Below are 22,729 nucleotides of genomic sequence, written 5' to 3'. Positions count from 1 at the left end.
TCGACACCGGTTCGTCACCCGGGACCTACGGCACTTCCCCATGGATCCTCGCGGAGGACTCTCCCACAACACCGTGGCCGTCGAGCACCCAGGTCCCCGCGGACGCCGCACCCGACCCCGACAGCGCCCAGTGTTTCGCACAGCGAAACAGGCTGATTCAATGAGTGGTACGTGACACACTGTGCCCCATGCACGCACGCGCAGGACAGCCAGCACAGCCCGAAGATCTCATCGACGTCGATGAGGTCGTCTCCGCCTACTACGACCTCGTCCCCGACCCGACCATCCCGACCCAGAAGGTCGTCTTCGGCACCTCCGGGCACCGCGGTTCCTCTCTGGACACCGCCTTCAACGAGGCCCACATCGTGGCCACGACCGCCGCCATCGTGGAGTACCGCCGCTCCCAGGGCACCGACGGCACCCTCTACCTGGGTCGTGACACCCACGCCCTGTCCGAGCCGGCCTGGCGCACCGCCGTCGAGGTGCTCTCGGGCGCCGGTGTCACGACCGCCGTCGACGCGCGCGGCTCCTACACGCCGACCCCGGCCGTCTCGCACTCCATCCTCCTGGCCAACGGCGCCGGCACCGATGCCGGCGTGCACACCGCCGGGCCGGGCCTGGCCGACGGCATCGTGGTGACCCCCTCCCACAACCCGCCGCGCGACGGCGGCTTCAAGTACAACCCCCCCACCGGCGGCCCGGCCGGTTCGGATGCCACCGGCTGGATCGCCGACCGCGCCAACGAGCTGTTGGCCTCGGGCTGGCAGGACGTCCCCCGAGTCCCGATCACCGAGGCGCTCGACGGCCCCTACGTCATCAAGCACGACTACCTGGAGACCTACGTCGCCGACCTGGAGAACGTCATCGACCTCGCCGCGATCCGTGAGGCCGGCGTGCGTATCGGGGCCGACCCGCTGGGCGGCGCGTCAGTCGACTACTGGGGCGCGATCGGCGAGCGCTACGGCCTGGAGCTCACGGTGGTCAACCCCAAGGTGGACCCGGCCTGGCACTTCATGACCCTGGACTGGGACGGCAAGATCCGCATGGACTGCTCCTCCCCCAACGCCATGGCCTCCCTACGCTCCACGATGACGCCCGACGCCGAGGGCAGGACCCCCTACGACGTCGCCACCGGGAACGACGCCGACTCCGACCGCCACGGCATCGTCACCCCCGACGGCGGGCTCATGAACCCCAACCACTTCCTGGCCGTGGCCATCGAGTACCTCTTCACCCACCGCCCCGGCTGGCCCGAGGGCTGCGCCGTGGGCAAGACCCTGGTGTCCTCCTGCCTCATCGACCGGGTCGTGGCCGCCATGGGCCGGCGCCTGGTGGAGGTGCCGGTGGGCTTCAAGCACTTCGTGCCCGGCCTCATCGACGGCTCGGTGGGCTTCGGCGGCGAGGAGAGCGCGGGAGCCTCCTTCCTGCGCAAGGACGGCACCGTGTGGACCACGGACAAGGACGGCATCATCCTGGCACTGCTGGCCAGCGAGATCATCGCCGTCACCGGCAAGTCCCCCTCCCAGCTGCACGAGGAACAGGTCGAGCGCTTCGGGGCCAGCGCCTACGCACGCATCGACGCGGCCGCCACCAAGGAGGAGAAGGCCAAGCTCGCCGCCCTGGCCGCCGAGGACGTGACCGCCACCGAGCTGGCCGGCGAGGAGATCACCGCCCGGCTGGTCGACGCGCCCGGCAACGGCGCCGCCATCGGCGGGCTCAAGGTCACCACCGAGGACGCCTGGTTCGCCGCGCGCCCCTCGGGCACGGAGGACGTCTACAAGATCTACGCCGAGTCCTTCAAGGGCGCCGACCACCTGGCGCAGGTCCAGGAGGAGGCCAAGCAGGTGGTCTCCGCGGCCCTGGGCGGCTAACGCAGGCACCGGGCCACCGGTGCCTCCCCGGCCGCGGCACCTTGTCGCGGCCGGGGACATTCTGCGCGGCCGGGGGCGTGTCACTCCGGGCGGGGGCACTCGACGCCGTCGGGGACAGAAATCCTGCACCCGTACGCGCGGAACGTCCCCGGCCGGAAGAGAATGTCCCCGTATGCGCGGAAAGTCCCCGCTGGCAGCGACTTGCCGGGGTCCACAGGTCGCCTCGCGCATGCCCCCTCCACAGGGTCGACGACATCAACCGCAGCCTTCCATCGAACACCCCCACTCTGGTGGGCATGAGTACCACCGCACCCGAACGCACCGATTCCGCCCACGCGCCCAGCACGGCCCCGTCGCTGCCGTTGCCTCTCACCTCAGACCCGGTCATGGCCGGGGCGTCCCGCCTGTTCACCGGCCCAAGGCTCACCCGCATCGCCCCGGGAACCTACGTGCCCGCGCAGGAATGGAAGGAGGCCAGGCCCGATCTGAGGCACCTGACTCTCATCCGGGCAGCGCTGGCCAAGACCCGCGGAGACATCGTCCTGCTCGGCGTATCGGCGGCCGTGTGGCTCGGGCTCCCACTGGTGGGCAGCGTGCCGATGCGGGTTCAGTGCCTCCGACTCAGCGAGGCCCGCTCACACACGGCGCTGCTGCAACGTCACCGCCGCCCCGGCCTGGGTGGCCTCCTGGACGATACTGGCACCCGCACCTCGTCCGTGGCCGACACGGTTGTCGATCTGGCCCGGTGGGGCGGGCTCACCCAGGGGGTCTGCGCCATGGACGCCGAGCACACCGTCTGGGACGAGCGTCAGCGCGAGCTCACCCTCATCCGCGCCGGCTACGACGTCGCCCGCTGGACCTGGAAGGACGCCTGGCCCGATGACGCCCCCGCCATGTGCCGCGAGCTCGCCCGCCACGGCATCCACCCCACCGGAGTGCGGTGGTAGAACCAGACACCGCTCGAACACCACCGAGCGGAGCATCTTTCAAGCGCAGGGGCTCGGGCAGAAGGCAGCCGGGGACGGCACCCACCGGCGTCAAACGTACCCGGCCGGAAGAAAAGTTCCCCAACCGCACAGAGACGCGAGCGACTAGGGTGACGGGTGTGAGCCAGTCCCGCCCGTCGAGGCCGTCCAAGCATCACGTCGAGCACTCCTCCGCGTCCACCGGCCCCGCAAGGGCCTCTGAGTCCTCTGCATCGGCCGCATCCCCCGAGGTCGTTGAGTCAGCGAGCCCCGCACTCAATTCGGCCGGCTCGGCCGGCGGCGCCTCCTCCTCGACATCAAGAGGCACCGCCGCACCGCACCGCACCCCTTTTCAGCAGTCCCGGCCCGGCCCGCAGGACGACATCATGCTGGCCACCGGCCGCCCCCGGCAGACCGGGCGCCCCAAGCCCCCCACTCAGGAACAGATCCGGCGCCAACCCGGCCGCAAGGCCTGGGTCCCCAACCAGCACGGGGCCTGGTCGATGCTGGTGCTGCCACCGGTCGTCGGCTGGGTGGTGGGCGGCTTCAGTTGGGTGAACCTCCTGTTCCTGCCGGCATGGTGGGGCGGCTACCTCACCTATTGGTGCTGGTCCCAGTGGCTGCGCACCCGTTCGGCCCGCAAGCGCGCCCTCATCATGCTGCCACTCCTGGTCTACACCGGCTGGACGGCCTCCCTGGCTCTTATCACCCTGCTCGTGGCCCCTTACCTCATCCAGTGGGCAGTACCGTTGCTGCCGCTGTTCGCCATCGCGCTGCACCAGGTGTGGCGCGGGCACGAGCGCTCGCTGCTCTCGGGACTGTCGACGACGGCGGCCGCCTCCCTCATGGCGGCCGTCACCTACAGCCTGGCGGTGCGCGGCGACGGCGGGTTCCTGGGCCTGGGGACGCCGAGCCACCCCTTACCGGGGGTCTCCCCCAACGGCGCACTGACGGGGTGGCCGTGGATGTGGCTGGTGACGGCGATGACCGCCGCCTACTTCTGCGGGACGGTCCCCTACATCAAGTCCATGATCCGCGAGCGCTTCAACTACGTGCTGCTGGCCGGAACGGCAGCAGCCCACACGGCCGTGGCAGTGGTGACGATCTGGCTGGCATCGTCGGGGATGCTGCCGTGGGGGCACGCCGCCCTGTGGGTGGTGTTGACCGTGCGGTCACTGGTCATGCCGCTGTGGCAGTGGAGCCTGGTGCGCAAGCGCCACCGTCCGCTGCGACCGGGCACGATGGGCATCGTCGAAGTCGTCATGTGCGTGGCCTTCCTGGTGACCATCTCGGTTTGACAGCGAGGGCCGCCCACTCGGGTACGGACCGTGCGACCGGCCGCGCAGGGACAACCGCGATCCAACAGCGACGGCCACCCCGGACGTCGTCTGGAGGCATGTACTGTCCGATATCGCCAGCGGGGCAGAATCAGCCGCTCGGCTGTCGGACCTCGGTGATCCTCAGCGCGCTTCGCGCCAGGTGGCCGCGGCTGCCAGGACTCTCTCGTTGTCCGCCGTCGTCCCGATCGAGACCCGTACACCCTCACCGGCGAAGGGACGCACGAGGATGCCGGCGGCGCGGAAGTGCTCGGCCAGCGCTGTCGTCTCGTCACCCACGCCGAGCCAGAAGAAGTTGCCCTGAGCCTCGGGCACCTGCCAGCCCTGGGTGCGCAGGGCGTCCACGACCCGGTCGCGCTCGGCGGCGACCGTGGCCGAGCGCTCAGCGGTGCGGGCCAGCTCGGCCTGCCCCAGCGCCGCGACGGCAGCCGCCTGCGCGGGCAGGTTGACCCCGAAGGGCGTGGCCACGGAGCGGATGGCGGCGGCCAGGCCCGGCTCGCACACGAGGTAGCCCACACGCATGCCGGCCAGGGCGTGGGCCTTGGAGAAGGTCCGCGAGACCACGAGGTTGGGAGCACCGGCCAACAGGGTGAGGGCGTCACCGGCCTGCGGGTCGGTGACGAAGTCGAGGTAGGCCTCGTCAATGAGGACGACGACGTCGCGCGGCACTCCGGCCACAAGACCGGCCAGCTCATGGGCGGTCAGGATCGTCCCGGTGGGGTTGTTGGGCGTGCAGGCCATGACCACGCGGGTGCGGGGAGTGATGGCCGCCAGCATGGCGGGCACGTCGTGGCGGGCGTCGGGGGTCAGCGCGACGCGCACGGCCCTGGCGCCGGCGACGGCGACACAGATCGGGTAAGCCTCGAAGGAGCGCCAGGGGATGATGACCTCGTCATCGGGCCGGCAGACAGTGTCGAGGAGGTGCTGAATGAGGGCCACTGACCCGTTGCCGACGACGACCTGCTCGGCCTCCACACCCCACCGGCGGGCCAGCGCCTGGGTCAGGGTCTCGCCGGTCATCTCGGGGTAGCGGTTGACTCCGGCCACGGCACGGGTGATGGCCTCGACCACCGACTCCTGCGGGGGGAAGGGCAGCTCGTTGGAGGAGAGCTTGGCGATCTCCACCGGGCTTTCGGCGTCGGGGCGGGCCCCGGGGACGTAGGCGGGCAGGGCGGCGACGTCGGGGCGGATCCGCACCGTCGTAAGGGGCTCAGCGATCAGGGGGTCGGCGTCGCGGACGGGCGTGTCAGACGTCGTCGGCACCGTCGGCGTCGCGGCCGCCCCAGTATCAGGAGCCACCCGGGTCACCGGAACCACTGGAGCCACCGGGTCGGGTTCGCCGGTCGCTGGAGTCGCTGCGGAAGTCATAGCCCCAATCCTGACACCGGCGCAGGCCGCACAGGCACAATGGGCCCATGGAGATCGTGGCTCGAACCCTCGGCAACGCGGCCGGCCTGTGGCTGGCAACGCACCTCCTGTCCGGGCTGAGTGTGCCCAAGAGTGCAGGGGTCGGCCTGATGTGGCTGAACCTTCTGGTTCTGGGACTGGTACTGGCTCTGGTGAACTCGTTGGTCAAGCCCGTGGCGACGTTCCTGGCCTTTCCGCTCTACATCGTCACCTTCGGACTGTTCTCCCTGGTGGTCAATGGCGCGATGCTCTCACTGGCGAGCTGGCTGACCGACCACATCGGGGCGCTGGGCGCCGGCGGCTCGGTGCCGCTGGGGCTGAGGGTCTCTTCCTTCGGCACGGCGATCGTCGGCTCGATCATCATCTCGGTGATCTCCTCGATCATTGCCGCGATGCTGATGCGTTGCGAGGACTGACGCCGCCATCTCCACATACTGCACCCGCAACATCCGTAGTCGGCGCCTCAGGCGCGTCCGCGACGAACCAAGTGCTTGGCCATGCCCCCGGGATCATCCGTGCTTCCCCAATACGGCCTAGTGCTCCCCGGACGGCTGCGGGGCCGGGGTCGGGAGCTCGTAGGACGGAGCCGAGCTCGGCACCCTGGCCTGCTCGCCGGCGCCATCGGTGTACACCCCGTTGGAGTCGGTGTTGCGCTGGATAGCGAAGATGTACTCGGTGGTGGACACTCCCTGCTCTCCGGCGCCGGAGACGCGTGAGAAGGACCGGCTCCAGTCGCCCAGCTCGGGCGCCCTGTCTTCCAGACCCTGGGTGGTCTGCGCGTAGACGCTGGAGGCGTGGGGGTAGTCGCCCACATCCATCTGGTGGGTGTCGATCATGGCGACCTGCCGGCGGGGACCCGTGGGCGTGGGGGCGGCGTCGAGCCCGGGGACGGCGTCTCCGGTGTTCTCCAGGTGCAGGGCATGGACGTCGTCGGGAATGTCGGCGCCCGCGGTCGGGGATCCGGCAGTGAGGACCGTGGTGATGTTGTAGCGACTGTGGACCTCGGGGTCGGCCGCAACATTGGAGACGGTGATGCCGCCCTGGGAGTGGCCGTAGAGGGCGACCTCGTCGCCGGACTGGACACCGGCCTGGCGCATGGCGGTGACGACGGCGCTCTCCATGACCGTGGGGGTTCTGCCTACGCCCTCGAGGTTGGTGAGCAGGTCCTGCGGCTCGCCGTCACCGACGGTCCAGTCGGTGGTGCCGGGGACGTAGACGACCCACGAGACGCGGCCGTCGGTGTGCTCGACCCTCTGGATGGAGATGACGCCGGCCTCCTCGTACCCCTGCCCCAGGGAGTCCCTGGAGGCCTGTAGCTCCTGGCAGTGGAGGATCGTCTCGGAGATGTTCTGCGAGGGTCGGGACTCCTTGCCCTTACCGGTCATTCCGGCCTGCACCGGACTGGCGAGTCCCAGGGGGTCGCTGGAGGCCGGCGGAAGCACGGTGCTCCCGCTGCCGCCCAACGGAGTGACCATGATGCCGCTCTGAATTCCGTAGACTCCGGCGCCCAGCGCCGCGGAACTGATCCCCAGGTACTTGGTGACGCGCTGCATGGGCGTGAGGGTCGTGGTGTCCACGGTCTGCGTCCCCACGGACACCTGGCCGGGGAGATGCTGGGTCACCCAGGGATCGAGGCGTTCGGAGACCTGCTGGAGGTAGGTCTCGACCGTGGCCGCCTCCCGACCGGTCTTGGCCTTTTGAAGCCACAGGGTCAGCAGGACGATCCGGACCGCGTCGTCCTGGACCCACCGGGCGGTGGCCGGGTCGGCGAGCAGGACGTGAAGCGCCTCTACGACGGCCTGGCCGTCCTCGTTGTCCTTGAGGATCGTGTAGAGCGGGCTACCGGGCGTCGTCGCCAGCACCGCCAGGTTGGCGGTGCTGGGGAACGCGGTGGCGAAGGTGAATCCCAGCGCCTGCTGAACCAGGCCGCCGTCGAAGGCCCTGATATCCACGGGCCCCACGAGGCCGGGACCGGGGGTGGCACCTCCTTCTGCCAGCGTGTGGGCCTGAGCGCAGGCGGTGACGTCGGCGGCGATGCCGCGCAGGGTGTCTGCAACATCCTGCAAAGACCCGGGTCCGGCACTCAAGGCGTCCAGCGATGTCAGGGCCTTGACCTTCTCCAGATCAAGAACATATGGGTCCACTCCGTCGGACGGCCCGTTCCCGCCTGGGGAGGGGGAGGAGGATTTCGAGACGGGGACGCACTGCCCGTCGATGTCCTCCCAGGTTCCTTGCGGGTTGAGAATGCTTCGCGGCTCAAGGGAGGACATCGGGGGCGGCGGTGGAGGCGGTGCCATATTCACCTCGGTCACCGCATTGGCGATGAGCGCCCTCGCCTCATCGAGTGAGCCGGCCGCGGAGGTGAGACTGGAGGACAGGGAGTCCAGGTCCTCCGTGTTCACCGAGACACTGCCGCCGGCCACGACCACCGGGGTGTTCCCTCCCCACATGGTCCAGGAATGACCGGCGCCCTCCGGGGACGGACCGTCATCAGGGGCGGTAGACGGTGCGGGCTCCGGCGCCTTGCTCGCATTGGGATTCTGCGCCCAGGCGGGGTAGGGGACACCCGTGTTTCCCACCGGCGCTCCATTCGCGCCCCCTCCCTGTGATGGCGCGTTCGACGTCGGGCCCGACGACGAGTCCGATGATGACCCCGAGGATGCCGGTTTCTGCGCGGAGGCGGGATAGGGGCCGTCGGGGCCGCCTGCGGGTACCGGGCTCATGACGGGCTCATCCCACTCGATGAGCTGCGGGCCTCAACGATGCTGACATCGCAGAGCGCCGTGTCGTAGCGCGTCGCCAGCGCCGCCAGGAGTCCGGAGGCGTGATCGAGCGCCGTCTGGCAGGCGGCGGAGTCCACCCCCACCCAGCTGGCGGGCACCACGGCGGGGAACTGGGTGACCGCGGTGTCGTAGTCCGTCCTGGAGAGAGACAGCGAGAAAGACATGACTCGACGGTAGGGCGGCCCCGAGGCGGCCGCAGTGCCAACGGATCGCCCTGTGGACCAGACCTGCGGACCGGCGCCTGTGGCCCCCGGGAATCGAGCATAGTCAGGACGTGGAAAGGGCCTCGCCGAGCCGACGGCGGCCTGAGTCAGCCCGGCCCGCATGCGTCTGCTCAGGAAAGGACTCGGCCCGCGGTCCGGTCTCCCGGACCGCGGGCCCAAGCCTCGCGAGATCCTCCTGCTACCCGGCTTCCCATAAGGCCGGGGAGGCGGAGCCTCCTTCGCCGGAGCGCCCGGTCCGGGCTCCCTAAAACCCGTTCCGAACTCGGATACCTGCCAGTCATCGGGCTCCCCAACCCTCGTGACCGATTCCGTCCAGCGGCAGTAACTATGTAACCTGCCGATCCTGGGCGGACCCCCCGGAAACACCTATGAAGACGCTGAGAAATGGGCGTCATACCGCCATTTCTACGTAGTGTGCACCACATTCTGGTGGTCACCCGAATTTTTCCGGCTCTTTTCCGGATCTGTTCCCACCTTGCGTCAAGACGACGGGGGCTGCGGCCTGCGCAGGCACACGACGGCGTCGGCCCGCCACCCCTCCTGGCCGTCAGGTCCCGTCACCTGGCGCCGGCGCTCCTCGGCGACGACCACCTCCCAGCCGGCCGTCTCCCCGGCCAGGCCCACAACCAGCTCATCGGCCGTGTAGGTCCGGGCGTGATGGGTGTGCCAGGGCGGGTTGACGGCGTGCACGGCCGTGAGCAGGCGGCCGCCGGGGGCCACGTGCGCCGCGGCGTCGGACAGGAGGGCCACGAGGTCGAGGGATCCCTCCTCGGGTCCGCCATGAACGTAGAAGCTCGTCACCAGGTCGAAGGAGCCCTCCGGCAGTCCGTCTCCGACGTCGTGCACCACGCCGGTCGCGCGTGAGGCGACCCCACGGCGCTCGGCCTCGCGGTTCAGACGCCCGACGGCGGTGGCGGACAGGTCCAGCCCGGTCACCTGCCAGCCGTGCTCGGCCAGCCACAGGACGTCGGCGCCCTCGCCGCAGCCGATCTCCAGGGCGGTTCCGGGCTCCCAGTCGGTGGCGAGCTCGGGCAGCCAGTCGTTGGGGCGGCCCGACCAGAGCCGCTCGACCGAGGCGTAGCGCTCCTCCCAGCGGGAGGCCCGATCGCCGACGTCGGTCTGGGAACCAGTGGCTCGCATCCCCGCATCGGACTGCGGGCCGGAGCGCTGCTGGTGGGGCTGTGTCATGGCACGAGCCTACCGGCGCCGGCTCAACCGAAGGCTTGCCCGGTGGCCGGATCCCGTCAGCTTCCTCCCAGCCACAGGGCCTGTTGCGAAAGCTAGGGACAGCTCCAAGGGCACGGCTATATCGGATTCGTTGCGAGCGCGCCCGAATCCGGCGATTTTCGCAACCGGCTCCAGAATGAGGGGTTCTGGTCCTGTGGGAGGAGGCGCTGGGGCTTCTTCTCGCCTTTTAGGCGGAGAGTGGTGCTGGTGAGCAAGCTGTTCGGGGGAGGCGCGGACTGTGAGGCGCTTCCTAGCGTGGAGGGCATGAGACTCATCACCTCCTTCACTGGTTCCAGGGGCGTGCGTTATCCGGCCCCGGATGTGGCCCGTGGCTTCATGCTCCTGCTCATCGCCCTGGCCAACGTCCCCAGCTGGGTCGACGTCGACTTAGCGCGGTCCTCCACCCCTCCTGCTGACACCATCGACACGGTCTGGCTGTGGGTGCGTACGCTGTTCATCGACCAGCGGTCCTTCCCGTTGTTTGCGATGCTGTTCGGCTTCGGGCTGGCCACCATGATCAACCGGCGTATCGCCAGTGGCACTCGGGCCTATCTGCAGTCCCTGCCGGGGGTGGATGCGGGTTGTGAGCCGACGCCGCAGGAGGAGGCCTGGGCCCGTGAGCAGGCCACTGTGGACGCCCGCCGCCTGGTGCGGCGCCGCGGCTGGTGGATGATCCTGTTCGGATTCGTCCACGCCATGCTCTTCTCCGGCGACATCATCGGCCTCTACGGCCTGATCGCCGTCGTCTTCGCCGGGTGGATCGCCCGCAAGCACTGGAAACGAGCCGCGATCCTGAGCGCCGTCATCATCGTCGCCAGCATCGTCATCACCTTTGTCCTGGGCAGTCTCATGGGTTCCCCGGGCGCGACCCCGGCGGCAGCGGCCAACCAGGAGGCGGCCGGCTCGACCGTCACGCTCCTGTCCTACATCTCCCACGGTATCGTCGTCTGGGCCGCGAGCACGGGTACGGATCTGGTGACAATGGCGGTTCCGACGGTGTTCCTTGGGGTTCGTCTGGCCGACACCGACCTCATCGCTCATCCCGAGCGGCACCGCCGCCTCCTGGCCGTCATCGGCGTGGGTGGTCTGGGGATCGGGGCCCTGGGCGGCATCGGGACCGCGGTGGCTGCCACGGGCGGGCCCCAGGTCATTTGGACCGTGCCTCTTCACGAGATGACGGGGCTGGTCAGCGCCTGTGGTTGGTTGGCGCTGCTGGCCCTGTACGCCGGTGGGCCCAGGGAGGGCGGCGATTTGACGGGGCTGCGTCGTCTGGCCTCCAACGTGGGGCGCCGCTCCATGACCGCCTACCTGACCCAGAGCTTCCTGTTCGCCACCGTCTTCCTGGCCCTACCCGCCCTGACCGGCATCGAGCTTCACCTGGGCGAGGCCCGGACCGCCGGGATCGCTGTGGCGGTGTGGCTGGTGACCGTGCTGCTGTGCACGGTCCTGGAGCGCGGCGGACACGCCGGTCCCTTCGAGACCCTGCTACGCACCGCCGTGGCCCGCAGCGAACGCAAACGACCCCACCCAACCCCACCATCACCGACCGCCAGTGCCATAGCCGCCCCCGCCGACACCCACCCGGAGACAGTGCCGGCCGGATGATTGCGCCCGCGGCGGCTGCTCACCGGTCTTGGAACCCGCGGGCCGGTGCCCCGCGGGCCGGGCGGCCCCTACCGCACCATCCCGCTTCCGGCTAAGGTTCCCCTGAGTTGAATGTCAAACAGGCGGAAGGCGAGTCGGCGAATGGCACATGGAGGACGGGGCTGGCAGGGCGCGGTGCTCAAGGCGCTGCGCGTGCCGGAGCACAGGCTCACGGTCACCGGGGTGCGTGAGCTCCCGCCCTACACAGAGCTGACCGTCCAGTGCCCGAGCCTTCTGGGCACCGAGGCCGACTCGCTGCCGCCCACCACCTGGGTGCGGATGTGGGTACCGGAGAACGATCGCGAGTACCAGCGCTCCTACACGCTCACCCACATCAACCGCGCCCGGGCCAGCGCCAGGATCCTGTTCCTGCACCATGAGCCGACCGGGCCGGCGTCGCGGTGGTCGAGCCGGGTGAGGCCGGGAGCCACTGTGGCCGTCCAGGTCATGGGCGGCACCAGCTACCGCCCACCATCACCCGGCGACCGAATGCTTCTGGTCGGTGACCCCGCCTCCGCACCAGCACTTGCCGACGCCGTGGATGCCGCCCCGGCGGGCAGCCCGGTCACGGTCATCATGCTGGCCCCCGAGGCCGGCCACCTTCCCCGGGCCGAGCGCGACCATCAACTGATCCGCCTGGATCCCGAGGTGTCCGAGGACAAGCTGCTGGCCGCCGTCGACCACGCCCTGTGGGCCGACACCGGGGACCTGGCACTCGACTGGGTCTGGATCGCGCTGGAGAGCGGCGTCACCAAGACGGTACGACGCCACCTGGTCGCCTCGGGCATGAACCGGCGCAGCATCCAGCACCAGGCCTACTGGATCCGCGGCCGCGCCATGGGCATCGCCTCAGACGCCTGAGCCGGGGTGGTCGCCGGCGTCGTTCCGCTCCCCCTCCGCGTCCACGACGACGTCGACACCGTCGCCCCGGTTCGGACGACGCATCACCAGCGCCACCATCCCGACACCCATCGCCGCGAAGATCGCCCCGGCGACACCGTTGAATCGAAGCAGGTTGGCGGACACGCCAATCCCACCCACAACGGCCCCCATGGCGTTGGCAAGGTTGAACGCTCCGACATTGACCGCCAGCGACAGGCTCGGAGCGGCCCCGGCATGCTGGAGCACCAGCGCCTGAAGCGGGGGCACGGTGGCAGTCGAGAGCACACCGAGCAGCAGGACCAGAATCACGGTCGGCGCGGTTGTCAACGCAACCACGGGGAACAGACCGAGCACGACGGCGAGAAGGCAGAGGGTTGCGAGCAGGGTCGCCCGCAGCGACATATCAGTCAAACGTCCGGCGGCGAGGTTCCCGGCGAATCCGCCCACCCCGTAGGCCAGCAGCAGCCACGGCACCGCGGTCGACGCGAGTCCGGTCACGTCAGTGAGCAGCGGGACGAGATAAGTGAACACGGTGGCCACGCCGGCGAATCCGACGACCGTGGTCCCGATCGCCAGCAGGACCGGCAATCGCAGCAGCGAGCGAATCTCATCGCTCGCATGCGAGTCCGGAGCGCAGGCACGGGGCATCGCACCCGCCAGCATTCCCATACCAACCAGTGTGATGCCGGCGAGGATCAGGAAGGGCCACCTCCAGCTCAGGCCCCCACCCAGCAGTACGCCCAAGGGCACGCCCAGAACGGTGGCCACCGTCAACCCACTGGAGACGATCGCAATCGCCATCCCCGAGCGCTTATCCCCCAGGATGTCCGTGGCGGTCACCAGCCCGATCGCGAACAACGTCGCCTGAGACAGCGACGACACCGCCCGACCGAGCAGAACTCCCGTGAATCCGGGCGATACCGCGGTAATCAGCACCCCTGTGAGGAACAGAGCGCTCAAGCCGAGCGCGAGGCCCTTACGCGGCAGCCGGGCGGTGAGCACAGTCATGATCGGACCGCCGAGGGCGACGCCCAGCGCATAGACCGTTACCGTCTGCCCAGCCGCAGCCACCGATACCCCCAGGTCATCAGCGATGTGCGACACCACACCGGCCACCAGGTACTCGGCCGTCCCGGTGCAGAACACCAGCAGCACGAATCCGCCCAGCACCAGCCACGACTGCAGTCCCCGCGCATTTCCCACATCTCGGTTCCTCAAACTCATGTTGATACGATCAACCCTGACATCAATGAGAAGGCAACAGAGAGCAACTGGGTCCAAGGTCATGGGCGGAAGGGACGGGAATTGCGCATCTCCGAGGCGGCCAGTCGCGCCACGGTCTCATCGCGCCTGCTGCGCTACTACGAGGAGCAAGGCCTGCTCTCGCCGGACCGTAATATCTCCGGGTACCGCGACTACACCGAGGAGGATCTCGCCGTCATCGCCCGCATTCGATACCTCCTCGACGCGGGCCTCAGCACCGACACAATTCGCACCACTCTCCCCTGCCTCGCCGAGAGGGCGGGCCGTCTGGCCGCTACATGCCCCGAGCTGATCGAGCAGCTCCGCCGCGAGCGCGACCGCATCGCGCACGCCGTCGACGCGCTCGTACAGTCCCAGAACGCCATTGAGAGCGTGATCTCCTCCAGCCTCGGGCACGTCGGCACCGAGGACCAGGTTCCGCGATTGACCTCCGGTCGGGTCAACGATGCGTCCTGAAGGGACCCGACGTCGTCGTCCCCCTCATCCTGCCCGCCCCGCCACTGCTGGGCCACGTTCCAGAGCCCAACCCGAGGGACCGGCGGCACATGAGGTCGCCGTGAGCAAGGCCTCCGCCCGATAAGACTCATCAGCCGCCGGCTCCAGTCACCAGGGCCCTGCGACGGCGTCGATCGAGGACGTCCTTGCGCTGCGAGGACTGCGTTCTCCCCCAGATGGCTGGGAGCGGAGCCGCGTCGTTTGGAGGAGAAGTACGTCCTCGGGGCGAAACGCAGTCCTCGACGTGTGCCGTTCGGGATCAGGACCGCCGCACACAGCGGTAGCGGCGGCGCCCCGGCCAACGCGGGTCCGACGGCGCAGGACCGATGTCGAAGTCGAGCGCACGGTAGAAGCCGACGGCGTCGTCGTCGGTCTCGGCGATAACCTGCCCCGACACACTGGCAAGAGCATCAACGAGCGCCCGCCCGATCCCGTCGCCACGTAACTCCGGAGCCACGGCGATGTACTCCAGCACGACACCGTAGGACTGAGAGACGTAGGCCGCCACCGACGTGGGCGCGCCCCGCGGACCCGTACCCACGACCTCCATGACTGCCAGCTCCTCGACGAGGATCCTGCGCAGCTCGGCTCCTCCCTCCAGTCGTCTTCACGCTTGCCACGACTGTCCTGGCCCTGACGGTCGGCGGCGGCCTGTTCGGCTGGGAGACCTCCTTCCTGACGCCTCTGAGCCTGCTGACGGTCAGCCTCATCCTCCTCCAGGCCCAGCACGTCCAGCGGGCCGAGCCCTCCCAGCGCATCCCCGGCCCCTCGGTCCTCGCACTGGCCGTCATCGGCCTGGGGCTCGCGATCGCCCTGCTCGGATACGGTCTCTACAACCGCGAGCCCGCTGCCGCCATCAACCTGCCGTCGGCCGGTGTCCTGCTGTACGTCGTCGTGACCGCCTATCGCCGGCGCCGCCCCGAGGCGCAGCCCGTCCTCGTCACCGCCCAGGACGCCCCGCTCGCAGAGCAGTCCCGAAACCTGCGCGCAGAGGTGTCCGCTGGACACAAATATTGAGAAGCAAAGGCTCTGCGCTTCTTATAGAAACTGCACACTTTCCCTTTGACGACGCACCGCAGCATCTTAGGGACGTTTATCTCTCAAACCGCCAAGGTGAGGGCTTGGCATCGTGGGCGAAGAACCTGCTAATCACCGTGCGCGATGTAGCGACGGCGGAGTGAGGGACCGGGTTCGGAAGCCACAACAGGTGCTCGACTTGCAGGAGACACGTGCTTCACGACGGTCTGACGAGGCACAAGCCTGTGCTTGCGCGCCTGCTTGAGTATGTGTACCGGCCTCGATCCACGTCCTTAATGGCACAACGGCACATAGGCCCCGACGCATCCTTCCCGGGCAACCGCACCGACTAGAATCAGCAGAAACTGGCGCCCAACTATGGGTCCCACCCATTTCTGAAGATCGTGACGACTCGCGTGCGACGATAGAGGCATGAGCAAACCGGACGAACGGCAGTACTACGACGACTCGAATGCTTGGGATCGCCCGATCCAAGTTTTTCGATTCCGAACGAACGGGCCGAAGAATGAGACAGAGTCAGCACGCACGCTGTGTCACATGCTCAAATGGCGTTTCAACAGAGAAGACTGCGTGACTGAGGACCGTGGCCCAGTAATTGGGTCGACTATTGAGGACGTGGCTGCCGCCATGGTCGATGAGGGTTGGATCATGCGGCCTCTCTCAGGCAGAGGATGGGTGACCAACTACGTCCCGATGCCCCGTCAAGCGAGTGGGGAACTCGACTCACATGAAGCAGCGGTTCGTATACGAAGGCGCCTCAATGAAGCCTCCACCTATTCTGGCGAATAGGACCTGGAAGGAAGCGCAGGCGGAAACAATGAGGTGACAGCGCCCTCTCAACTCCACGAGGCGTATTCACAGGGCGAGGCAAGCGGTCCCTGACCCGGGCAAACGCAAGCGGTCGTCGTGGCTGTGAATAACCCTCCACGTGTGGGCGCACAGGGCCGCTTCGAGCCCCACGCAGGTTCTCCGCGTTCTCTGAGCCACCCGTCCTCGTCACGACCCGGGAGACCCCGCTCGCAGAGGTCGGCGGCAACCTGCCACAATGAGCGGCATGGTCGACCTCTCCACCGTCTCCCCCACCATTGCCCTGGGTCCTCTGGACGGCCGCTACCGCGCCGTCGCCGCCCCACTGGTCAATCACCTCTCCGAGGCCGCCCTCAATCGGGCCCGCCTGCAGGTCGAGGTCGAGTGGCTCATCCACCTGACCGACAACGGCGTCCTGCCCGGCGCCCCTCGTTTGAGCGAGGTGGAGAAGGCCTACCTGCGCGGCGTCGTCGAGGAGTTCGGGGCCCAGGAGATCGCCGAGCTCGGCGCCATCGAGGCCGAGACCCGCCACGACGTCAAGGCCGTCGAGTACCTCCTCAAGCGGCGCCTGGCCGAGGCCGCCCAGGCCCCCGGCGTCGTCGGCGCCGACGGCGGCCCCACCGTGCTGCCCACGGTCGGCGAGATCGTCCACATCTTCTGCACCAGCGAGGACATCAACAACCTCTCCTACGCCCTGACGATCCGGACCGCCATCGAGCAGGTGTGGCTGCCGGCAGCTCACGGACTGGTCGAGGACCTGGCCGCCATGGCCCACGAGTACGCCGACGCCGCCATGCTGGCCCGCACGCACGGCCAGCCGGCCACCCCCACCACACTTGGCAAGGAGCTGGCGGTCCTGGCCCACCGGCTGCGCCGTCAGGCGCGCCGCGTCGAGGCCACCGAGTACCTAGGCAAGATCAACGGCGCCACCGGCACCTTCGGCGCGCACGTCGTCTCCGTGCCCGGCGCCGACTGGCAGGCCGTGGGGCGCGGCTTCGTCGAGCACCTGGGCCTGACCTGGAACCCACTGACCACCCAGATCGAGTCCCATGACTGGCAGGCCGAGCTCTACGCCGACGTCGCCCGCTTCAACCGGATCGCCCACAACCTGGCCACGGACGTGTGGACCTACATCTCGCTGGGCTACTTCCACCAGCGCCTGAGCGCGCAGGGCTCCACCGGCTCGTCGACCATGCCGCACAAGGTCAACCCGATCCGCTTCGAGAACGGCGAGGCCAACCTGGAGATCTCCTGCTCGCTGCTGGACACGCTGGCCGCCACGCTCGTCACCTCCCGCCTCCAGCGCGACCTCACCGACTCCACCACGCAGCGCAACGTGGGTGTGGCCCTGGGGCACTCGCTGCTGGCCGTCGACAACATCCGCCGCGGCCTGGCCGGGCTCGACGTCGACCGCGCCCGCCTGGAGGAGGACCTGGATGCGACCTGGGAGGTGCTCGGCGAGCCCGTCCAGCAGGCCATGCGGGCGGCCGCCGTCGCCGGGGCCACCGGCATGGCCGACCCCTACGAGCGCCTCAAGGAACTCACCCGCGGCAAGAAGGTCACGCCTGAGGGCATGCGCGAGTTCATCTCCGAACTAGGCATGCCCGACGACGTCGAGGCACGGCTGCTTGCCCTGACGCCCGCCACCTACACGGGCCTGGCCGCCGAGCTCGTCTCCCACCTGGACGACTGACCGCCCCGCGAGCGGGTCCGGCACTGGCCCGGAGCCGCCGGCTGGGCAGCGGGCGGCTATCCGACGGCGGCGGAGGACTGAGCCGGGGGTACGGCGCCCCCGGCCAGGAGCTGACGGGCGCACAGCCCGGCGACACACTCCTCGGCCGGGTTGAGCCCGAGCCGGTTGACATCGATGTGCAGCAGGTCCAGGGCTCGGCGCCCGCCGCTCCCCGTCCCCATGACCTCGATGGCGCGCCCGGCGTCGTCGGCCAGCTCGCCAACAGCAGCAGCCGCCTGGCTCCAGGACGGGATCTCATCGAACTGGAACTCGATGACCTCCAGCAGCTGCTGGACGATCGGCCCCAAGGCGCTGCCGTCACGCAGGTGCGCGGGCAGGCGCGAGCCCCACAACCGCAGATGCGCGGAGAGCAGCTCGGCCTCCGGCAACGGCGCGCAACGGGCCGCCAGCGCCAGGAACCGCGCCGCCAGGGCCGCTCGAGGCACCGGTCTGGGGATCTGCCAGACCTGGTGGTCCAGGCACCAACGGCTGGAGACGTAGAAGTGGCGCTCGGCCTCCTCGACGCCGGCCACGCCCCCGTACTTGGCGTACTCGGGACCGTAGACACCGAAGGCGATCCCGGGCCTGCCGGCACCGACTGCCCCGGTCATCGGGTCGAGGACGAGACGCTCGACCGTGCGCACCTCCGCCCTCCGGGCGACGGCATCGAGCTCGCGCATGCTCTCGTAGGCCTCGTCCAGGACGCCCTGAACGGCCTTGAGCCGCAACCGGACGTGGTGCCCGCGCAGGTCGACGAAGCGCAGGAAGTGAGCCGAGCGGATGTCCCACTGGCCACGGACCCGGCCCAACCACTGGGCGATCTCGGGCAGCAGGGCGTCGGTGTCGTCCCCGCCGGCGCAGTAGATCCGCGCGTACAGCCAACCGACGTCCTCGGCCCGGTTGCCCAGCGCCGATCCCCGTTGGTGTGCCGGGCTGCGCTGGGCGCGCAGACTGCTGAAGTCGGCGGCCGCCGTCTCCAGGGGCCGGATCCCCGGAATCGAGGCTTCGACCTGCGGGGCAGCACCGCCCTGACCGGACTGCCTGGGCTGCTCGGCCGTCCCGGAGCGCCCGCCGAGTCGGCGCAACCGACGGGAGCGGGTGAGCCGGCCCGGCTGGTTGCGCTGCTCGCGCCGGTTGGACTGGGCGTCGTCGCGCGGGTTCATGCCATGCCTTCCAGGTTCTTGGGCCACTGGAGCCCCACCAGGTACTCGGCCACCGTCGGCTCGCCGTCCTGAGTGAGCCCCAGGGCCTGGCCGCGGGCCGGGAGTGCCTCGACGAAGCTGATGTGGGCGGCGTCGGGATCGATCCAACCCCGCAGCGCCAGCAGCGAGACCGGCGATGTGAGGTCCACATAGCGGGGCTTGTGCTGGTCGAAGGTGGCGCCCTGGGAGGGCATGTGCTGGTGGACGAACACCTCCGTCGGCATACCCCACTGCTTGCGCAGGTCGTCCATGTGCAGCAGGATCGTCGTCAGGTCGCGCTCCATGAGCGGGGTGATCTGCGCCGCCGGGAAGGTCCAGGACTCGCGGCGGGTCACCAGGCGGCCGGTCACGGCCCGCTCGGAGTGCATGACCTCGTCGGGCAGGGGGCCGTTCAGGTCCCGACGCCGGCTGGTCCAGTGGTCCGCGAACGGGGGCAGCCGGGACCACGGGTCGCTCAGCAGCACCAGCCAGGACAGGTAGCCGCCCAGGAGGTACTGGGGGGTCAGGCCCAGGTAGGCCAGCCCCACAGGCCCGGCGTCGTCGGCCAGGAACAGGGTGCCCGTGGCCGGGTCGTGGACGAGCCGCAGGGAGCTGAGGGGAACCGCGTCCGGCGCGCCCGGCTCACCGGGCAGGCCCAGCGGCGGCAGGACCCCGCAGGAGACGGCCTGGCCGGTGTTGCACTCGGTGCTGGCCTGGATCTCCAGGACCCGCTCAGTGCCCCAGGCGGTGCGGATCTGCGCGGCCAGGCGATCCCGGTAGCCGGAGCCCAGGAGCCGGTGGAAGCGGGCCTGGAGGGAGCCGTTGGCGTTGGTGAAGGCGTTGACGACGGTCAGTCCCCCACCGGCGGCGTAGGTCTGCGCGTCGGGGGCCACCGGCTGGAGGAAGGCGCCCAGGTGCCTCGGTGATCCGGAGACCCCGCCGGACAGCGTGGTGCGCTCCGCATCGGGACCGGCGGCGTAGTCGAGCCCGGCGGCACGCAGCATCTCCTCATCACCGTCGGGGGCGTGGGCGATGGTCATGAAGAAGGCGAGCGGGTCCTCGCACACCCCACCGTCGCCGAACAGCGAGACGAACCGGGTCACCATGAGGTCGTAGATGTGGGAGCGGGCCACCCAGGGGTCGGCGAGCTCACCCAGGGTCTGCACGTCCTGGGCGAAGGGGGCGTCATCGAGGGGGTCGGCCCAGTCGCGCGCGGACTCGCGGTCCTCGTAGAGGAAGCCGCTGGGGCGCAGTCCGAGCTCGCCGTCGGGGAAGACGCGCTCGGCCAGGCGCACCGTGCGGTTGAGGAGCTCAGCACGTGTGGGCCCGTCGGCGGCGCCGACGGCGTCGTCGAGCCGGGCCAGCCAGGCCAGGTCCTCGCCCCACCGGCGCTGCTGGTCCGGTGAGAGCGAGGCGGCCAGCAGCGGGAAGGGGTTCTCCCCGCGGCACCAGGGCACCCGCGGCACGACGGCGCCCGAGGCCAGCAGCCGCTCCAGGCGTAGGCGCGGGTCGGCACCGCCCACACGCTCGCAGGCCTCACGCACACTGAGCACGGCGTGCATGCCGTCGCCGGTCAGGGCGTCGTGGGCCTCCCGGAGCCAACGGGCGGGCTGGACGGTCTCCTGGCGGAAGACCATGCCGTTGCCGTACTCGTGCTCGCCGACGATGGTCAGCGCCTGGGCCTCGGAGTCGGTGGACTCACTGGGCTGGTAGTGGTCGTGGGCGCCGGCGGAGCTCCCGCCTGAGGCGACGACCGCCTTGCATACGGGAGCGGGTTCGAGGTGGAGGGAGCCGTCGAGCGCCAGGTCCTGGGCGGTGGCACTCAGGATGCGGTAGGCCAGGTGGGTCACCACCGTGCAGTGGCTGCGCCCGGTGGAGGGCTGGCCCGCCTCGTTGACGGTGGTCAGTCCCGAGAAGGGGCTGGCCTTGAGGGCCGCCCGGGTGGCCAGGGTGTAGAGGGTGCGCAGGACGCGGGGATCCTCGAGCCTGCGGCCGCGGGAGGCCAGGGTGGACACGAGGGCCGGGGCGGCGATCGCCAGGGCCTCCTGGTAACCGGGTTCGTCGAGACCGGCCGCCAGCAGCTCGCGGCTGCGGTCCAGGTCGGCGTCGACGACGACGGCCAGGCGCCCACGGGTCTCCTCCTTGCGGGCGACCAGGGCGTCCCAGCGCTCCAGCAGAGCGCCGACCTCACCCGGCAGGCCCTGGAGGACTTCGGCGGACAGGCCGGTGGCCCGGCCCTGGAAGACCCGGCGCTTGGCGCGCAGGACCAGGCGCCGCTCGGTCTTGGCCAGGGCGGGGATGAGCTCGTAGAGCGGGTCGAGCAACTGGTTCGCGGCGCCGTCGAGCACCTCGTCGAGCCGGCGCAGGTACTCCAGGATGCCGGTCACGGCGGCGGTGGTCTCGGGAACGGCCCGCACCGGGAGCCCGCCCAGACGCACGAGGGTCGGCAGCGCCACGGCCGGGTGGGCCAGGGGCGGAGACGCTGGGGCGGGTACTGCCACTGGCTCGGGAGCCGCGGAGGGCGGAGCGGATGAAGCGGCCTCCCCGGGGGTCACGGCGGATGCGGAGTGCGGCTGTGGCTGTCGGGATGGGGAGGCACCGGCACGGGAAAGGACCGGCTGCGTCATAGGAGGAAACCTTTCACGAGGATGTATATCCAATAGCCTATCCATACAACGCTCATCGCGAAGGCCAGGAGCCCGAGAAGAGCGCACAGAAGTCCGTAGACGAAGTAGCCCCAGCGCACCGCGAGCCGCATCCCGGCCAGGGCCGGCGGCAGTGGCCGGCGCGTGACGACGCAGCGCAGGACGAGCATGGAGCGCCCGCGCAGGTTGACCGAACCGGTGGCCGCCTCGGCCGCGGCGACGCCGTCGGACTGGGTGAGGGGATTGAGGTTGGTGACCAGCATCGTGAGCTGGAAGGCGCACAGGGTCAGGGCCACCTGACGCACCATCCCCGCGGAGGCCCAGGCGACGGCCGCCTCCAGGCCGCACACGACGCCGTCGGAGAAGATGCCGGCCAGGGCCAGCATGGTCAGCCCGAGCCGGGAGCGCACCCGGTAGGAGTCGGTGCGGTCGACGTAGGCGATCGGGATGACCCAGAACATGAGCGCCACCCCCAGCCCGCGGATGGGGGTGCCCAGGTAGCCGGCGACGATGGCGTGCCAGGACTCGTGCGCCAGGATGCTCACCAGCTGAATGGCCACTGCCGTCACCACCACGGTCGCGCTGGGGCGGGGCCCTCCGGCCAAGGAGGTCAGGGCCATGACCCCGGCCGTGTAGCCGCAGGCGGCCAACGCCAGGAAGACCCAGCCGAGCGCCCGGGCCGGGAGGTGCTGGAGCAGGGAGACGATCGGGGCGACGACCAGGTGGTACTTGCGGGCGATGATAATGCGCGGCAGCCACCAGCCTCCGCTGCGTCGGGGCTGCTCGACCTTGAGGTGACGCGGCTGGCGGGGCTGGGCGGTGTGCCGCCCGTGGCTGCGCCTGACGCGGGTGGGGGCCACTGGGGCCGCAGGGGTGGGCTCACTGCCCGCCAGGAGGCTCTTGTCACGCAGGTTGCCGACCAGGCTCGTGATGCGCCTCGCGCCCGCCTCGTCGATGTCCTGCGGCAGCTGCTCGATGATGGTCGGCAGGGAGCGCACCCCGTCGAACTGGTTGACGATGAAGGCGGCGGCCGCCCCGAGCCGGTGGTACTTGCCCGAGTCGGAGTCGAACAGCATCGGCTGGTCGTCCATTCCGACGATCAGACTCACGCCGCGGCGCAGACGCGGGATGGGGCTCGTTTCACTGCTCGTGGGGCTCATCGCCGTGCTCATCGTGGGGTCGTGACTCCCTCAAGTCGGTTCGTGGGGGTGCCGGGGTACCGCTGGGA

The 22,729-nt window shown here is 69.8% G+C and carries 18 protein-coding genes; 9 read left to right on the top strand and 9 right to left on the bottom strand.

Annotation, left to right across the window (positions count from 1 at the left end; genetic code table 11):
• Nucleotides 1-188 precede the first annotated feature (188 nt).
• The 3 genes from pgm (at nucleotide 189) to RWR81_RS06065 (ending at nucleotide 4,134) form a co-directional block, all read left to right on the top strand.
• Entirely contained in the window at nucleotides 189-1,871 is a 1,683-nt protein-coding gene (pgm, locus tag RWR81_RS06075) for a phosphoglucomutase (alpha-D-glucose-1,6-bisphosphate-dependent) (RefSeq protein WP_314455900.1), read from the top strand.
• A gap of 296 nt (nucleotides 1,872-2,167) precedes the next feature.
• Entirely contained in the window at nucleotides 2,168-2,818 is a 651-nt protein-coding gene (locus RWR81_RS06070) for a hypothetical protein (protein WP_314455898.1), read from the top strand.
• Between the two features lie 158 nt (nucleotides 2,819-2,976).
• Entirely contained in the window at nucleotides 2,977-4,134 is a 1,158-nt protein-coding gene (locus tag RWR81_RS06065) for a YwiC-like family protein (protein ID WP_314455896.1), read from the top strand.
• Nucleotides 4,135-4,296: 162 nt separating this feature from the next.
• Here the strand turns inward: RWR81_RS06065 and hisC are convergent, their stop codons facing one another.
• A complete protein-coding gene (gene hisC, locus RWR81_RS06060) occupies nucleotides 4,297-5,541 on the bottom strand; it encodes a histidinol-phosphate transaminase (protein WP_314455894.1) in 1,245 nt (414 codons plus the stop codon).
• A 47-nt stretch (nucleotides 5,542-5,588) separates the two neighbouring features.
• Between hisC and RWR81_RS06055 the strand changes: the two genes are divergently transcribed.
• Nucleotides 5,589-5,996, top strand: coding sequence for a phage holin family protein (locus tag RWR81_RS06055; protein WP_314455890.1), 408 nt, complete (start codon nucleotides 5,589-5,591; stop codon nucleotides 5,994-5,996).
• A gap of 117 nt (nucleotides 5,997-6,113) precedes the next feature.
• Here the strand turns inward: RWR81_RS06055 and RWR81_RS06050 are convergent, their stop codons facing one another.
• The 3 genes from RWR81_RS06050 to RWR81_RS06040 form a co-directional block, all read right to left on the bottom strand.
• On the bottom strand, nucleotides 6,114-8,030 hold the full coding sequence (locus RWR81_RS06050; RefSeq protein ID WP_399498110.1) for a hypothetical protein: 1,917 nt from the start codon (nucleotides 8,028-8,030) through the stop codon (nucleotides 6,114-6,116).
• A gap of 269 nt (nucleotides 8,031-8,299) precedes the next feature.
• Entirely contained in the window at nucleotides 8,300-8,527 is a 228-nt protein-coding gene (locus tag RWR81_RS06045) for a hypothetical protein (RefSeq protein WP_314455886.1), read from the bottom strand.
• A 540-nt stretch (nucleotides 8,528-9,067) separates the two neighbouring features.
• Nucleotides 9,068-9,775 (bottom strand): class I SAM-dependent methyltransferase, encoded by a 708-nt coding sequence (locus tag RWR81_RS06040; RefSeq protein WP_314455884.1) that lies wholly within the window; start codon nucleotides 9,773-9,775, stop codon nucleotides 9,068-9,070.
• 303 nt (nucleotides 9,776-10,078) lie between these two features.
• Between RWR81_RS06040 and RWR81_RS06035 the strand changes: the two genes are divergently transcribed.
• The gene (locus RWR81_RS06035; RefSeq protein ID WP_314455919.1) at nucleotides 10,079-11,419 is read left to right on the top strand and encodes a DUF418 domain-containing protein; all 1,341 of its coding nucleotides are present in this window, start codon (nucleotides 10,079-10,081) and stop codon (nucleotides 11,417-11,419) included.
• A gap of 141 nt (nucleotides 11,420-11,560) precedes the next feature.
• Nucleotides 11,561-12,319 carry an SIP domain-containing protein gene (locus RWR81_RS06030; protein ID WP_314455882.1) on the top strand — a complete coding sequence of 253 codons (759 nt, stop codon included), beginning with the start codon at nucleotides 11,561-11,563 and terminating at the stop codon, nucleotides 12,317-12,319.
• Here the strand turns inward: RWR81_RS06030 and RWR81_RS06025 are convergent.
• On the bottom strand, nucleotides 12,308-13,543 hold the full coding sequence (locus RWR81_RS06025; protein WP_314455880.1) for an MFS transporter: 1,236 nt from the start codon (nucleotides 13,541-13,543) through the stop codon (nucleotides 12,308-12,310). The two genes, RWR81_RS06030 and RWR81_RS06025, sit on opposite strands and share 12 nt — an antisense overlap.
• Before the next feature lie 102 nt (nucleotides 13,544-13,645).
• Between RWR81_RS06025 and RWR81_RS06020 the strand changes: the two genes are divergently transcribed.
• On the top strand, nucleotides 13,646-14,059 hold the full coding sequence (locus RWR81_RS06020; protein ID WP_314455878.1) for a MerR family transcriptional regulator: 414 nt from the start codon (nucleotides 13,646-13,648) through the stop codon (nucleotides 14,057-14,059).
• 298 nt (nucleotides 14,060-14,357) lie between these two features.
• On the opposite strand, the gene RWR81_RS06015 is transcribed toward RWR81_RS06020, so the two are convergent.
• Nucleotides 14,358-14,648 carry a GNAT family N-acetyltransferase gene (locus RWR81_RS06015; protein WP_314455876.1) on the bottom strand — a complete coding sequence of 97 codons (291 nt, stop codon included), beginning with the start codon at nucleotides 14,646-14,648 and terminating at the stop codon, nucleotides 14,358-14,360.
• A gap of 2 nt (nucleotides 14,649-14,650) precedes the next feature.
• Here RWR81_RS06015 and RWR81_RS06010 point away from each other — a divergent pair, with 2 nt between their 5' ends.
• Together RWR81_RS06010 and purB are read left to right on the top strand one after the other, a co-directional pair.
• On the top strand, nucleotides 14,651-15,115 hold the full coding sequence (locus RWR81_RS06010; protein ID WP_314455917.1) for a hypothetical protein: 465 nt from the start codon (nucleotides 14,651-14,653) through the stop codon (nucleotides 15,113-15,115).
• 1,075 nt (nucleotides 15,116-16,190) lie between these two features.
• Nucleotides 16,191-17,636 carry an adenylosuccinate lyase gene (gene purB, locus RWR81_RS06005; RefSeq protein WP_314455915.1) on the top strand — a complete coding sequence of 482 codons (1,446 nt, stop codon included), beginning with the start codon at nucleotides 16,191-16,193 and terminating at the stop codon, nucleotides 17,634-17,636.
• A gap of 56 nt (nucleotides 17,637-17,692) precedes the next feature.
• Here the strand turns inward: purB and RWR81_RS06000 are convergent, their stop codons facing one another.
• From RWR81_RS06000 to RWR81_RS05990, 3 genes are read right to left on the bottom strand one after another with little or no spacing between them, the layout of a single operon-like run.
• Nucleotides 17,693-18,838, bottom strand: coding sequence for a thiopeptide-type bacteriocin biosynthesis protein (locus RWR81_RS06000; RefSeq protein WP_314455874.1), 1,146 nt, complete (start codon nucleotides 18,836-18,838; stop codon nucleotides 17,693-17,695).
• Nucleotides 18,835-21,483 (bottom strand): lantibiotic dehydratase, encoded by a 2,649-nt coding sequence (locus RWR81_RS05995; protein ID WP_314455873.1) that lies wholly within the window; start codon nucleotides 21,481-21,483, stop codon nucleotides 18,835-18,837. Before RWR81_RS05995 ends, RWR81_RS06000 begins: the two co-directional genes overlap by 4 nt.
• Entirely contained in the window at nucleotides 21,480-22,661 is a 1,182-nt protein-coding gene (locus RWR81_RS05990; RefSeq protein WP_314455871.1) for a PqqD family protein, read from the bottom strand. The genes RWR81_RS05995 and RWR81_RS05990 overlap by 4 nt, the downstream gene beginning before the upstream one ends.
• Between the last annotated feature and the right edge of the window lie 68 nt (nucleotides 22,662-22,729).

It is taken from the genome of uncultured Actinomyces sp. (genome assembly GCF_963526355.1).
Taxonomy (GTDB): Bacteria; Actinomycetota; Actinomycetes; order Actinomycetales; family Actinomycetaceae; genus Actinomyces.
Note: the sequence above shows the minus strand (reverse complement) of the source record. Positions and strands in the feature narration are given on the sequence as shown.

Bases quoted from the DNA above. Each gene is read 5' to 3' on its own strand.
- RWR81_RS06035 (WP_314455919.1), top strand. From the start codon at position 10,079: ATGAGACTCATCACCTCCTTCACTGGTTCCAGGGGCGTGCGTTATCCG.
- RWR81_RS06055 (WP_314455890.1), top strand. From the start codon at position 5,589: ATGGAGATCGTGGCTCGAACCCTCGGCAACGCGGCCGGCCTGTGGCTG.
- RWR81_RS05995 (WP_314455873.1), bottom strand. From the start codon at position 21,483: ATGACGCAGCCGGTCCTTTCCCGTGCCGGTGCCTCCCCATCCCGACAG.
- RWR81_RS06030 (WP_314455882.1), top strand. From the start codon at position 11,561: ATGGCACATGGAGGACGGGGCTGGCAGGGCGCGGTGCTCAAGGCGCTG.
- RWR81_RS06015 (WP_314455876.1), bottom strand. From the start codon at position 14,648: ATGGAGGTCGTGGGTACGGGTCCGCGGGGCGCGCCCACGTCGGTGGCG.
- RWR81_RS06040 (WP_314455884.1), bottom strand. From the start codon at position 9,775: ATGACACAGCCCCACCAGCAGCGCTCCGGCCCGCAGTCCGATGCGGGG.
- RWR81_RS06045 (WP_314455886.1), bottom strand. From the start codon at position 8,527: ATGTCTTTCTCGCTGTCTCTCTCCAGGACGGACTACGACACCGCGGTC.
- RWR81_RS06050 (WP_399498110.1), bottom strand. From the start codon at position 8,030: ATGTGGGGAGGGAACACCCCGGTGGTCGTGGCCGGCGGCAGTGTCTCG.
- purB (WP_314455915.1), top strand. From the start codon at position 16,191: ATGGTCGACCTCTCCACCGTCTCCCCCACCATTGCCCTGGGTCCTCTG.
- RWR81_RS06000 (WP_314455874.1), bottom strand. From the start codon at position 18,838: ATGAACCCGCGCGACGACGCCCAGTCCAACCGGCGCGAGCAGCGCAAC.
- RWR81_RS06070 (WP_314455898.1), top strand. From the start codon at position 2,168: ATGAGTACCACCGCACCCGAACGCACCGATTCCGCCCACGCGCCCAGC.
- hisC (WP_314455894.1), bottom strand. From the start codon at position 5,541: ATGACTTCCGCAGCGACTCCAGCGACCGGCGAACCCGACCCGGTGGCT.
- pgm (WP_314455900.1), top strand. From the start codon at position 189: ATGCACGCACGCGCAGGACAGCCAGCACAGCCCGAAGATCTCATCGAC.
- RWR81_RS05990 (WP_314455871.1), bottom strand. From the start codon at position 22,661: ATGAGCCCCACGAGCAGTGAAACGAGCCCCATCCCGCGTCTGCGCCGC.